General features: G+C 46.5%; 11 protein-coding genes and 1 pseudogene. 4 read left to right on the top strand and 8 right to left on the bottom strand.

The window, feature by feature from the left end; all coding sequences use genetic code 11:
• A pseudogene (locus tag BM122_RS25475) lies at window positions 1–102 on the top strand (IS200/IS605 family transposase); the annotation flags it as partial.
• Between the two features lie 438 nt (window positions 103–540).
• On the opposite strand, the gene BM122_RS24440 reads toward BM122_RS25475, so the two are convergent.
• From BM122_RS24440 to BM122_RS18310, 3 genes are all read right to left on the bottom strand, one after another.
• Window positions 541–801 carry a hypothetical protein gene (locus BM122_RS24440; RefSeq protein ID WP_074906980.1) on the bottom strand — a complete coding sequence of 87 codons (261 nt, stop codon included), beginning with the start codon at window positions 799–801 and terminating at the stop codon, window positions 541–543.
• Between the two features lie 10 nt (window positions 802–811).
• Window positions 812–1,477 (bottom strand): hypothetical protein, encoded by a 666-nt coding sequence (locus BM122_RS24435; RefSeq protein ID WP_074906979.1) that lies wholly within the window; start codon window positions 1,475–1,477, stop codon window positions 812–814.
• An 83-nt stretch (window positions 1,478–1,560) separates the two neighbouring features.
• Entirely contained in the window at window positions 1,561–1,767 is a 207-nt protein-coding gene (locus tag BM122_RS18310; RefSeq protein ID WP_143083525.1) for a hypothetical protein, read from the bottom strand.
• Between the two features lie 134 nt (window positions 1,768–1,901).
• Here BM122_RS18310 and BM122_RS18305 point away from each other — a divergent pair, with 134 nt between their 5' ends.
• Window positions 1,902–2,342 (top strand): transposase, encoded by a 441-nt coding sequence (locus BM122_RS18305; protein WP_074906977.1) that lies wholly within the window; start codon window positions 1,902–1,904, stop codon window positions 2,340–2,342.
• A 241-nt stretch (window positions 2,343–2,583) separates the two neighbouring features.
• Here the strand turns inward: BM122_RS18305 and putA are convergent, their stop codons facing one another.
• From putA to BM122_RS18290, 3 genes are all read right to left on the bottom strand, one after another.
• The gene (gene putA / locus BM122_RS18300; RefSeq protein ID WP_074906976.1) at window positions 2,584–5,703 is read right to left on the bottom strand and encodes a bifunctional proline dehydrogenase/L-glutamate gamma-semialdehyde dehydrogenase PutA; all 3,120 of its coding nucleotides are present in this window, start codon (window positions 5,701–5,703) and stop codon (window positions 2,584–2,586) included.
• A 39-nt stretch (window positions 5,704–5,742) separates the two neighbouring features.
• Window positions 5,743–7,458, bottom strand: coding sequence for a diguanylate cyclase (locus tag BM122_RS18295; protein WP_177198208.1), 1,716 nt, complete (start codon window positions 7,456–7,458; stop codon window positions 5,743–5,745).
• A gap of 352 nt (window positions 7,459–7,810) precedes the next feature.
• A complete protein-coding gene (locus tag BM122_RS18290; protein WP_256212193.1) occupies window positions 7,811–8,623 on the bottom strand; it encodes a hypothetical protein in 813 nt (270 codons plus the stop codon).
• A 289-nt stretch (window positions 8,624–8,912) separates the two neighbouring features.
• On the opposite strand from BM122_RS18290, the gene BM122_RS18285 reads away from it, so the two are divergent.
• Window positions 8,913–9,590: a hypothetical protein gene (locus BM122_RS18285; protein ID WP_256212192.1), complete on the top strand. Its 678-nt coding sequence runs from the start codon at window positions 8,913–8,915 to the stop codon at window positions 9,588–9,590.
• A 312-nt stretch (window positions 9,591–9,902) separates the two neighbouring features.
• Here the strand turns inward: BM122_RS18285 and BM122_RS18280 are convergent, their stop codons facing one another.
• Window positions 9,903–12,083, bottom strand: a complete 2,181-nt coding sequence (locus BM122_RS18280; protein ID WP_074906973.1) for a galactose oxidase early set domain-containing protein — start codon at window positions 12,081–12,083, stop codon at window positions 9,903–9,905.
• A 481-nt stretch (window positions 12,084–12,564) separates the two neighbouring features.
• Between BM122_RS18280 and BM122_RS23580 the strand changes: the two genes are divergently transcribed.
• Window positions 12,565–12,714, top strand: coding sequence for a hypothetical protein (locus BM122_RS23580; RefSeq protein ID WP_177198207.1), 150 nt, complete (start codon window positions 12,565–12,567; stop codon window positions 12,712–12,714).
• 225 nt (window positions 12,715–12,939) lie between these two features.
• Here the strand turns inward: BM122_RS23580 and BM122_RS18275 are convergent.
• On the bottom strand, window positions 12,940–13,164 hold a 225-nt coding region (locus tag BM122_RS18275; RefSeq protein WP_218152157.1), incomplete at its 5' end, for a hypothetical protein.

Below are 13,164 nucleotides of genomic sequence, written 5' to 3'. Positions count from 1 at the left end.
TTTGTATCCACGGTAGGATTAGATGAAGAGATGGTCAGAGAATATATCCAGCACCAAGAGAAAGAGGATGAGCACTATGATCAGCTCAAGCTTGGTATGTGATGCCACCTTTAGGTGGCTCCAATTCTTGCCCCTTTGAGGGGCTAACAGTAATAAGCCTCCGGCTTTGCCGGAGGTAATTTAACTACCTACCGTCTTATTCCCCAGACTTTAATGATATTGAGCCAAAATGGGCCCAGGCTAAAGCCATCAGAAAAAGGAAAGGTTGTTCCATCAAGCAGCTCTTTGCCGCCTATGTATTAGTATTTTCCAATACAGAAATGAGTCTGAAAGAAGGTTGTTGAATTTGAGTATTCGAACTTGATTCTGTTTTGGTCTGGTTAAAAAAATGTTTCATTTGTATTTTACCATTGCATCATTAAGCAGATTGCTTGAGAGCCTCGGCAATGGATTGGAATAACGCCTGTCGCGCCTTATTGAGTGCTGCGGCAGTCTCATTATCGCTCATCCTTGATGTGACAGCATCCAGCTGTTCAAGTGTTATCCCTGGTTTGAGATAGAGGGTTGCTCTGGCAATGTTTTCAGCTTATCAAAAGGTGTCATCATGTGTTCGTAACGATACTTTCTCCGCTCTTTATCCTTTGCGTCAGTGACGGTTTCAGGAAAGAAGCAGGGACGGTGGAAATTGACATAGGGGTTAAGAAAATCAGTGCAGAATGCGTTGACTTTTTTAGCAAATCGTTGCGGAATATGGGTATAGCCCAGATGTTTACGCACAACGGCACCGTTTTTGGATTCCACCAAAGCATGATCATGGGAATGTCGTGGTCGTGATTTGGTGAATCCGATGCGCAGCTTTGCGAGTAAACCTCGCAACTTTGTAGTTGATGTATTCCGAGCCATTATCAGCGTGAAAACCCAGAATGGTGAACGGGAACTGATCAAGTAGCTGCTGGATAACCGGCAGCAGATACGCTTCACTAATCCTCTCGCAAGTGGCGACAAGTTGAAATTGGGTCACGCAGTCGACTGCGTTGATATGATCAACCCCTTTCATGCCATCCTGATCCCCTTGATGGACGCTGTCTATACGAATATAGCCAGGCACGCCATCAGGTTGGGGAGCACGGCGCTGTCCAATGGGTACACTGGTGAGACGGGTCTTCGTCCAATGCCGCCGTTTATCCTGATACGCTCGGCCAGCACGTAAATTATAAAGATGAGAAACTGAGATATTCGCCAGCCGTTCGAAACGCGCGTCATTGAAAATGAGGAAGGCACGCTCCATCAGTTTCTTAGTAGAAGGGCCTGATAAAGTACCGTGCAACATATCCATCTCAGCCAGAAGAATCGTATCAGTTAGATTAAAGCGGCGGCAGAACCCAATCTTGGGGGGACAGTTCTTTTTGATTACTCGACCAGATTTACTATACTGCTCAATTAATCGCGTTACCTGTTGCCGTGACAGGCCTGTCATGCGTTTAATTCCAAATCCTAATAGAAAAGCAAATAATTTATATAAAAATATTATTTATTTGTTTACAGATAGTTACAGTATATTTAATTGCTGTTTATATTAAAAATTGGAATAAGATAGCGTAACACTACGCCTTTGTCGCACTGAGACAGTCGTGTATAGCCAAATCGCTTCAATACCCTCTCGATAAACCCATAGTGTTCTACCTTGGGAACCTTGAGCGCAATATCATGCGTTCCTTCCAGAAATGCCTTAACCTGTGCCACCGTTTGTAGCTTTGCTTCATCCATGTCGATCACCATGCCTCGCATAATGACCAATTCAGAATCTAATTGCTCAGACTCATTTCTCGCTGGAAATACGCACCCCCTTCAGACTCATTTCATATTGGAAGAGACTGTATTTAGATCATTTTATATGGGATATGCTATACCTTGATGAAAACGGCTTTGCGCACGACATGCCACGTACGCATGGCTATGCGCCAGTGGGTGAACGCGCCCATGGCGTAAAAGATTGGCATGCACGAGGCCGAGCCCATGTGATCGGCGCTCTCATCGGAAAGGCGCTGCTGACCGTAGGCCTGTTCATAGCCCATATCACCGCCGACATTTTCTATGCGTGGGTGACGCAGGACCTGTTGCCTAAACTTCTGCCCGCTTGCGTGATTGTCATGGACAACGCAACCTTTCATAAACGGCAGGATATCCAAACCGCCATTGCCCATGCCGGGCATACACTTGAATACCTGCCGCCTTATTCCCCAGACTTAAATGACATTGAACCCAAATGGGCTCAGGCCAAAGCCATCAGAAAAAGGGAAGGTTGTTCCATCGAGCAGCTCTTTTCCGCTTATGAAATTTAAATCATTTTATATGGGATCTACTATATTATTCATTACATCGAATTTTGATTTTTTGGTTATCTATTTTTAATTTTCCGTTAATTGTTGGTATGTGTTTTTCGTTTAACAAGTCATTTTGAAATCTTCATATTTTTAGCACTATTCTTCAATGAAACTAGGGCATTTCTGCGTTTGCAGCCATCAGGTTCACTTATCTGCTCAATCATTTTGTAAAAAATGATTATCATCTGAAGCAAACATTCTATTTTTCATCAATACCACCTCGCGATAACAACGCCACATTACCTCCCACCGCTGCCGTATTAATGGTGACCACGCGCTCAGTAGCAAAGCGTTGCAAATAATGTGGGCCACCTGCTTTGGGGCCGGTGCCGGAGAGCCCTTCACCACCGAAGGGTTGTGAACCAACCACGGCGCCGATCATGTTGCGGTTGACGTAGATGTTGCCACAGCGAGCGTGTCGAGTAATGTACTCGATGGTAGAATTGATACGGCTGTGGATACCGAGTGTGAGGCCGTAGTTACTATGGTTGATGGTGTCAATCACTTCACTTAAGTGATTGGCCTGATAGCGAATAATATGAAGAATAGGGCCGAACACTTCGTGCTGGAGCTGGCTGAGTTTTTCGATCTCATAAATACGCGGGGCGAAGTAACTGCCCTGCTCGCTCCCTCGCGATATTTGTATGGCCTTGACCAAGCGCGCCTCTCGGTCCATCTGTTCACAGTGTCGTTGCAGTTCGTCGCAGGCTGAAAGGCTGATAATGGGTCCAATATCGGTGCTGAGGTGGATGGGGTTGCCGATAAGCAATTCATCCATCGCACCACTGAGCATTTCCATGATCTGTTCTGCGACTTCCTGTTGCAGAAAAAGTACGCGCAGAGCTGAGCAGCGCTGGCCAGCACTGTTGAAGGCAGAAGCAATCACATCTTTCACCACCTGCTCCGGCAATGCTGAACTATCGACGATCATACAGTTCTGCCCTCCCGTTTCGGCAATAAAAGGAAGTATGCGCTCACCTTGGGCTAGGATCTGATTGATCTGGCGTGCAGTGGTATTAGAACCGGTAAAAGCGATACCGGCAATGCGAGCATCACTTACCAGCTTCATGCCGATTTCACTGCCACTACCGGTAATGAAATGGAGCACCTTTTTAGGGATGCCGGCTTCGTGCAACAGGCGCACTATGTACGCGCCGCATAAAGGCGTAAGAGCCGCGGGTTTGGCTATAACACTGTTGCCCGCAGCAAGTGCGGCAGTAATTTGGCCGGTGAAAATGGAGACAGGGAAATTCCATGGACTGATGCAAATGAATACACCACGCCCAGTCAGGCGCAATTGATTATTTTCGCCCGTGATACCGGGCAATGTAACCGGATCTACAAAATGGCGGCGCGCCTGAGCAGCATAGTAGCGACAGAAATCGATGGCTTCGCGCACTTCACCGAGCGCGTCATGAATAGTGCGCCCGCCTTCACGAATAATGCGCGCCATCAAATCAGCGCGCTGTTCTTCTAATAGATCAGCCGCTCGCTCCAACAGGGCGGCACGTTCGCTCGCATTCGTACTAATCCATTCAGGCGCAGCTTGATATGCAATACGGAGTGCTTTGTCAGCTGCGTTGCTATCAGCAAGGGCCACTTCACCGACAACATCGGTGTGATCGGCGGGGTTGAGAATAGTTTGCACCCTTCCTGTGAGAATATGGCCATCCACTATCGGTGCGGCGTGCCACGGCTGTTTAGATACTGTTTCCAATACTTGCTCGAGATGTATTTGCGCATCGGAATCAGCAAGATTAATGCCACTGGAATTAAGCCGTTCCTTACCGTAGAGCTGACGTGGCTGCGGAATCCGTTGTTTGTGGCGTTCCAGTTCACTTAGCGGATCAGTTATGGTCTCATCGACTGTCATCTGTTCGTTCGCAATCTGATTGACAAAAGAACTATTGGCGCCATTCTCCAGCAACCGCCGCACCAGGTAGGGTAACAGATCCTGGTAGTTGCCAACGGGGGCATAGACGCGGCATATAAGCTGTGGGTATTCATCGAACACGGCGGTATAGAGTGCCTCACCCATACCATGCAAACGCTGAAACTCGAAAGATTGCTGCCCGGCCATAACGATAATGGTGGAAATCGTGCGGGCATTATGAGTAGCAAATTGAGGATAAAAGAGATCGCCATGGTCGAGGAGACGGCGAACGCAGGCTAGATAGGAAATATCGGTCGCTACCTTGCGAGTGAATACCGGATAACCGTCGAGGCCGCGCTCTTGTGCCTGCTTGATTTCATTATCCCAATAGGCTCCTTTCACGAGACGGACAGGAATCTGGCGTTTACACTCGCGAGCCAATTGTGCCAGCCAATCGATCACATGAATGGCCCGCTTCTGATAAGCCTGCACCGCCAGGCCGAAACCGTGCCAACCGATAAGCAATTCGTGACGATATACCATTTCAAATAAATCAAGCGAAAGATCGAGCCGTTCTGCTTCTTCCGCATCGATAGTCATGCTTATGTTGGCCGCTTTGGTAGCAATCGCCAGTTGCAGTAGGCGTGGTGATAATTCGTCCAGCACTCGCTGCTGCTTGTTATATTCATAACGAGGATGGAGCGCAGAAAGTTTCACTGAGATACCAGGATGCTTAAGCAAGTTGTCAGGACTGATCTGTTCGCCAAGTGCCGTAATGGCGTGGTGATAGTCAGCGAAATAACGCTCTGCATCGGCAGCAGTGAGTGCCGCCTCTCCGAGCATGTCAAAGGAATAGCGGTAACGTTGGTTTCTACCCTCCCGACTGTGCCTCAATGCTTCATCAAGGGTGCTGCCCATAACAAATTGATGGCTGATGAGGCGCATTGCCTGCTTAATCGCCAGCCGAATGACCGGTTCGCCGCTGCGGCCAATAAGACGACTGAATAGCGAAGAGGATTCCTCCAGCTTAACGATTCTACCTGTTAACAGCATACCCCAGGTGGAAGCATTGACAAGGAATGAAGAGCTATGCCCAAGATGGCGCTCCCATTCAGCGCTAGAAAGCTTATCCTGAATCAGTCGGTCAGCGGTCGCAGCATCAGGGATACGCAGCAGTGCCTCGGCCAGAGACATCAGCAATATGCCTTCCTGGGTGCTGAGGTCATATTCATGCAGTAACGCCTCAATGCCACCCTCTCCCCATTCTCTTCTGCGTACCTTGTTCACCAAGTGCCGCGCTAGCGCCTGCACTTGCGCCTGTTCACGCTCATTGAGCTTGATGAAGGGAAGTAAACGATTCAGCTGCTCAGTCTCCTCGCAGAGATAAGCATGATTGATAGCAGCTCGAACGGAGGTCAAGGATGGAAAGGGTGTATCATGACTCATGATAAAGGACTCCCTCTTTTAGTAGCTCAAAAAAGATATTCAGGGTGCTTCCATTACCTCACGCCAGGTATTTCCACCAGCCCGCTTGGCTTCATACATAGCTAAATCCGCATAGCGGCTCAGCTCCGCCAGGCTGCGACCATGGGTAGGATAGTGAGCTAGCCCCACGCTGGCTGATAAGCAATGGCTGCGTGTGCCGACATGAACTGGCTCGCGAGTCGCTTCCAGCAATCGTTTAATGACAGCTGTGACGATACCCGTACTGGCTGAAGGTGAAAGCAGCACCGCAAATTCGTCGCCACCGACACGCGCCACCAGATCTTCATGCCGCACACAAGCCTGCATACGCCGGGTCAAGGCGCGCAGCACCTGATCGCCTTCAGCATGGCCCCATTGATCGTTGACAGGCTTGAATTTATCCAGATCCACACTCAACAAGCTGAAGCCATGATCAGCCTCACTTTCAGTATATAGCTTGAAGCGTTGCTCGAGGGCACGGCGGTTAGGCAAACCGGTTAACTCGTCGATAAAGGCTGCCTTGCTTGCATTGCGGAGACTCTTAATGCGCCCTGTCAAAGCTAATGAAAAAACCAAACTTGCCAGAGTCGCTGTCATCGGTATGGCCAGCTCGGTTAATCGATTCGGCATTAACAAGCCACAGAGGCTTAATAGGAAAAGGATGATACCCGCCAATAGCAAGATATAAGCAACCAGGAAATAGCGTGCTGATGTCATGCCCTGATACCAGCGCCGAATTGTGATATAAAGCACTAAAGCAGCAACTGGTAACGATAGCGCAATCAACACCACAAATGGTAGTGCATGCAAGCTAGCTACACGCATCGCGATGATCAGTAAGTAACTCAGCATGATGATCTGTAACAACCGGTGGGTGTTAGGCAGATAGGTGCGTGTACGAAAGAAACTCATAATGAAACCAGCCAAGGTCAACCCCCACAGACTGGGTAATACAATGCGCCCCATGACTAACCATTGGGGCCCATCGCGCCACCACCATTGAGCCGCGTGACCGTGCAAATAAACCAGGAGAACGCCTAAGGCCAAGGTAGTCATCGCATGCCAGCCGTAAACCGAATCGCGCAAACTCAGTGCCATAAAAAGGTTATAGAGGCACATGACCAGCAATCCACCATAGATGCCGCCTAACAGTAACTCACCCAGATGCTCATGTAATTTAAGATCATCCTCGTGCCACAATGTTACCGGAAAGCTTGCACAACCCGGGTCGTAGGCACGCAGATAAACTGGTCCATGCTCAGGCAGGACAAAAGCGTATTGGCGCCACTCGCGCTCGCGTCCAGCCGTGAATGGCATCCGTTCACCAGACGTGATCTCCTCAAATTCTCCGAGTGCATTGCGTCGGTATAAGCGCAAATCATAGAGGCTGAATGGCTCGACTACCAGCCACCAGGGAGCGCTATGTTCTGTCTCAGCACGACGAAAATCTAACCGCAGCCACTGGGCACCCGAACCAAGGCCGGCGCCACAGCGACCACTGGCAGGAATGAAGCGCTGCGGTTCAGCCAAGAGCTGTGACCACGATAGCTGTGCAGTAGCATCGGTCGCTGCTGCTATTTGGCTGTTGATCACCACACCGCTCAGCCCCCGTTCGAGTAACAACTCATCGGCTTGCGCTGGTGCAAGCAATCCCAGTAGCAGAGCTAATAACAACAATAGTAGACGAACATAATATTTATCAAGTGCGCAGGCACTCAAACAGCTTACTCGAAGCATTAGGCCCCATTGCACTTGGATAAGTATGGGAGAAATAACTAATTTATTTTGCATTATTGGAATGTGCTCAAATGATCCGATATGCGCCTAAAAATATTGACAAGAATTGATGGAGCTAGGTTGCATCTAGCTATCATCGCACAAACCCAAGAAGATTCGATTGTACTTTGGTGCTATTTAACCAATAGCACACAAGGTAAGTTGTACATCAAATCAGCATAAAATATCACTCATTAGTGGAGAATGAGCTTTATTCTATTCCCACATCTAGAATGACGCGAAGGCAAGCCACAGCCAGTATCAATAATACGGCAAGGTGAAGCCGACAAATTTAGAAATGGAAGTACTTGACTCAATACAGAGAGACCATCGTTCTGTCCGCTAATAACCCACTGGGTTGCGGACAGTGTCTCTCTTTGCCAAACACTTTCTGGTAAGCAAATCGTGGACGCTGTTGCCAGTTTTGAGAAAATAGCTTTTTGGTACCAGCAAAATCTGCTTGATCACGAGATGCACTAAAATGCGCACAAATATGCTGATATAAGACACGCCGTTTCCAATAAACATAATGAATGCCATCCATACTCATCCATTCCGGTTTCTGTCCACACAGCATAAATTGCTTATGTGCTGCCAGCTCAATCAAACCCTGATGGACTACCCTTGCTCGTTCCACTGCTTCATTTCTGGAAAGCTGGCAAGAGGGGTAAAACAGATTCCGAAAAAGTTGATAACGCCATTCTGGCAGCGATTCAATCGACACAATCGGCAGATTGGTCATGACAATATGCGCTGAGTGCTTCTGCAATTGCTCGACACACCAAGTAACCCACTGCAGAATTTGGTGTGGCAGGAATCCATAGAGGACATCGTTGCCGATATCTGTCAAAAAGGCATAAGTAGGTCGTGCGTCACTTGCCTCGAGTTGTGACCATAAATCACAGGCAATAATGCCCGGTAATTCGCGTATCAGCACTTGACTGCTCTGACCATAAGAACGACCATGACCCGCAGCAGCCAGCACTTCACTGGGTCCACCACAATGATGTTGAATTTGCTGAATAACCAAGCGCAAAGATAAGGTTAAATTACTGGCACCTAGCAGGACAATCCGGTTTACTGGAGAGGACTGCCGATACAAGGCCGTTAGCATCGCTTGATTCATGAAGTCATTTCACTCTTGTTTTTATTTAGAGATCATATGGTTAAAGTGATGCAAGCTTAACCCAGATAAATATCTTGAGAATAGTGTACGATTTAATCATGATACGCGCTTCTCATACGTATGCAGTTGGCTAGCAAGGCTAAAATAGCCTACTATAATTATATTTGTTCTGATAATTGTTTCGAACCCTTCAAATAATCTTAGTAAAAAATCAATTGTGCAATTGCGTATATTTTGCGAAAAAATTTTGATGAAAAAATGTTGTTTTCTCACTATCAGTACTTTTCTTTTGTTATCAATTCTGATCACTGAAACAATTTTTGCAAGCTTACTAATTATTGATACGAAAGGCTATGCTTCTGGTCGATTGAGTAGCGTAACTCTTGAAAGAACTTTTAACAACGCCTATGTTGGCGAGGTACTACTTGGCTATGACAGCATAACTTTTATCAGTTTTGGCAATCAGCCGTCTAATTTAGTTTCTAATCCGTGGCAGTTTTGTTTTGAAAAAGATCGTTACAAAGCGATTGAAAAATTTATCGGCGGTAATGTTGTACTTGAATTCAAAACACCCAAGAAAAATGCATTACTTTCTTGTTCTGCAACGAATGAATTAGTGGCAATTTATTCAGTAGATGAAAACCAGGCAATAGAACAAGCTCATTTTGTCGGCAGCATTCATACAAATGATCCTGAAATATCCTCTGGGGTCGAATTTGGTAGAATAGTCAACATAATTGAAAATAAAGATCTATTTAGAAATTATTTTATGACCATCCAGATCGGAAATGGTGGAAGCAAATTCCGTCATTTTGTTATGGATGACCCTGATTTATTTGATTTTGCTGTTAAATGTCTAAAAATGGCGGTAAGGGTAAAAATACATTATAGTGAACGATTCGCCATGAAAAATCTTTTCGGACTCAGTTCAATGTCATTTGTATCAGAAATAGAAGTGGTTGATTAAAAACTTCATCCATAAAAAATAAAGGTCAAGATGGACAATGATTCCCAGATGATAAAATTGGTTTTATTAGGTTTTTTGAGCGTCCTTAACAGGCTGTTGAAAAACCAATCTACGCCGCGCTGCCGTCGCGGAATTAAAAACAGGCTCAGAATGCTCATTTATTAGGTATAAATTCCGCTTTTTTGCCTTTTTTTGTCTATCATCAACTGCCTCGAATATGTTTTTCAACAGCCTGTTACTTTTCCTGGTTCGAAGAGCGTCGATGGCTATCAAGAAGAAAAGACAAGATCAAACGCTCTTCGTTAATTACAACTAACTTGCTGGCGTGCCTCTTAGCTGTATTAACTTAGCCACGCTAGGAACACCTTTATCATCCACAACAAACAACATGTAATGCATAGGGACAGCGAGACCAGGAAAAGCTGGCGCTTGTACTACCAACTTATCTTTCTGTTGCTCAAACCATAATTTCACATAACGCTTACCCCAGTCCCAGTTATGAGTAACCGGTCCAAATGCAATGAGGGCGACTGATTGGATGGCTCCTGTTCCTTCGGACAGCTGAATGTTGAATCGCCGATGATAGGAGATCTCCTCAGGTGCGTCTTTTATCTCAGGCCGCGCTCCTTTGAACAAATAAGGCGGTTTGTAGATTTGCGCCACAGGTATACCAAGATCAAGATGTTCCACATTTCCGTGTAAGTCAGTGGCGTTGCCGCCGAGTAAGGCAACAGTGCCATCGGGCAGCAAAGCAACCGTCGAATGATCATGTCCAGCGATTTTCCGATCAACAAGTGTGTGGATTTCATCTGCTACTGGATCATACAGCTGCAGATGGAATGAATTAACCCACGGTCCCCGTCCTTCTACTACACCACCCGAAATAAGCACCTTCCCGTCAGGCAGCACGGTGGTATTGTTTTGTTGGACAGGCAAATAGAGCTTTGCATTGCTCTGCTTGTATTTTGGCGATGAATCCTGGAAGTCAATCATCTCAATTAAATCCCTAGATTCTCCGTCACATGAAGCTGGCGCTGGGTCTGCATCTGTGCCACTACAATTACCGCCGAAAAGAACGACCTTCTGCGAGACGCCATGGCCTTTATCATCAGTTTCCCACAACTGGGCGCCTGCGCCAAAATTATGCGCACTTACTGCCTGATCCACGAACTGATAGTAATTCTCAGCCGGGGTATCACGACTGGAATCTGCCTTTGCCGCTTTCACGTCGAGCAGATAGGTCTTGCCGGTATAGGTGTAAGGATCGTATTGCCTGGCGACGCTCAGAAGCGGGCGCCCCAATATTGGCTTGCCGTTTGCATCTTTTTCAAGCGAATTCGAGCTTACCTCACCGATGATCGCCACCTTCCAATCTTTTGCATTATTACCCGTTTGCACCGGATAAACGCGCGGATAGGTATTATGGTGCTTTCTCGCATTCTCGAGCGCTACAGTGCTATCTGTTTCAGGATCATAAATTTCAGGTACCACCTGAGTAATCAAGGAGCAGTTGACGTGTGTATTTCGCGTCTCTTCGGTGCAACCTCCAGGAGGATTTCCCCTGAGCAAACTGGTATTACGATCTGTGCCAGCGACGAGGAGTACTGTCTCGTCGGGCAACAGCGCCCCGCTCGGATACCAGCGCTGGTATTTCATGTCGGATGGATCTGCAGGATCGGTGTTGCTTTCGTTGTTGGCATTTGGAAAATCGGGAAAATCTTGTGGAAGGCTTTGTGGTGTAAGCTGATCGAAGATGTTGAGATAGGCCGCCTTGACTGGCGGGACAACCCGTGACGCCCAGGATTCATCTCTGGGATCGAAGATAGTCATCTTCCGAATACCATTGTTGCCGCCTTTGTCGTGGCCGCCGATAAACAACCATCTGCCGTCTGCGAGCGCAACGTTACCGGAGCAGAACATGTTGTAATCCAAACCTTTACTATTCCCAGCATCGGAGAAGGCAGCATCATTCAGGGCAAAATCCGCTTTGGTCACTAGTTCATTAGCATTCTCGTCAATCAGGCGGAAATGATCAGTTTGCTTGAACGCGTCCGCATGGGTGATATCCCAGCATACAAAATTCTCACGCGCTGTGTTTCCCTTGGTGTTGCTTTCATCCAATCCATGCGCTCCTTCACTGAACCCGGCGCCACCATAGACAAAATGCCTGAAAGGTTCGAACAACTGGTCATGACCATCAGCATCCTTGAAAGTAAGGTGAAAGCCCGCATACTCCGACGGACGCATCCCCATGCAGATCTTCGGTGTCGATGCTTTAGTCCATGCCAAGCCGGCATGAATGGCATCTTTTGGAACCGGAATGAGCTTACTAAGTTCACCACATTTTACCGAATCAACCCCTTTGTCGAATTCGCAAATGCCATCAGGGTCATGATGGGCAACTGCGGGTGGTACGCTAGCAAATGCCGCTGCCATCGCGGAGAGCACCGCGAGCTGGATTTTTCGTGGCAAGAAAAACTTTGAACTAACCATTTCGACTCCTTTTTCTCAAATTGGGATAAGCTATGCCTTTATCAAAGCACTTATGAAAAACTCCTTAAAAAGTAAAATTACAAAAAAGCAATATTAGGGATAATCTGTATAGCTTAATATTCGATCAATTTTCTATGCTTCATATAAAGCTACGCAGCAGCAGCGGATCAAAATATAATCCTATAATCCTGTCATATTACAAATGAATATTAAGGGGTAGCAAAGAGGCAGGCAATAATGCAATTGCATACATTTTTATCTCTCATTATCAAGATTAAAAAATAAAGCACCAGAGTATGATCAAAGTGTTACCAAATAATGAAAAACCTGTAAAAGCTCTTGACTACTTTTTAGTATCGTCAGCTATTTATGCTTATGTGTAAGCTCTACGACCTCCATATGCATAATTTTTGTCGCATCTGCTATCGGGATATCAGCGACAGAACAAAAATCCAAAAACAATTGAACAGCATGTAACAGAATGCGGGTATTGATTAATGATTTACTTGCTTTTTCCCGAATTAGTACCAGAGGAAAGGAATTTGAGCCTATTGATGTCAATGAAGTAGTACCACGTGTATTGCAAAATTTGCAGTTCTCCATTGAGGAAATTCATGCTGAAGTGACGTAGGATCCTCTGCCAATCGTGGCGACTGATACTTCTCAAATGGGTCAGTTATTTCAAAATTTAATCATTAATGCAATTAAATGTGAATTAAGAGCTAACTCGTAAAAAATTCCAGAAAACAGAGCCGCAGCCAGCTTTCAGAATACATGCGCCATAAGCGCTTTATAAGAACGAACTTGACTCACACATTCAAAGCCTGTCTTTTCTTCAATCCAGGCAAATAATGCTTCAATCGGTTGCCGAACGCGAGCAACCACTGTAGACAACCATTGGTCCTGTGGCTCCAGATAGGGTTGCCCTTTTTGTTTTTTTAACGGGTGTCAAGACGGTCAGATTCTGAGCTTGTCTGATGTCTTCGGCGTTGGGCCGTCGATAAGCTTTATCGCCACACAGTTCATTGCTGTGCAATTGTGGCCGAATCTGATCAAATATCTTGCCATCATGGCCGCCCGC

The sequence above is a fragment of the Nitrosomonas communis genome (assembly GCF_900114745.1).
Lineage (GTDB): Bacteria > Pseudomonadota > Gammaproteobacteria > Burkholderiales > Nitrosomonadaceae > Nitrosomonas > Nitrosomonas communis_A.
Note: the sequence above shows the minus strand (reverse complement) of the source record. Positions and strands in the feature narration are given on the sequence as shown.

Coding starts and splice junctions, on each gene's coding strand:
- BM122_RS18290 (WP_256212193.1), bottom strand. CDS start 8,623: ATGAATCAAGCGATGCTAACGGCCTTGTATCGGCAGTCCTCTCCAGTA.
- BM122_RS23580 (WP_177198207.1), top strand. CDS start 12,565: ATGCGGGTATTGATTAATGATTTACTTGCTTTTTCCCGAATTAGTACC.
- BM122_RS24435 (WP_074906979.1), bottom strand. CDS start 1,477: ATGACAGGCCTGTCACGGCAACAGGTAACGCGATTAATTGAGCAGTAT.
- BM122_RS18305 (WP_074906977.1), top strand. CDS start 1,902: ATGCTATACCTTGATGAAAACGGCTTTGCGCACGACATGCCACGTACG.
- BM122_RS18310 (WP_143083525.1), bottom strand. CDS start 1,767: ATGGATGAAGCAAAGCTACAAACGGTGGCACAGGTTAAGGCATTTCTG.
- BM122_RS18295 (WP_177198208.1), bottom strand. CDS start 7,458: ATGCTTCGAGTAAGCTGTTTGAGTGCCTGCGCACTTGATAAATATTAT.
- putA (WP_074906976.1), bottom strand. CDS start 5,703: ATGAGTCATGATACACCCTTTCCATCCTTGACCTCCGTTCGAGCTGCT.
- BM122_RS18280 (WP_074906973.1), bottom strand. CDS start 12,083: ATGGTTAGTTCAAAGTTTTTCTTGCCACGAAAAATCCAGCTCGCGGTG.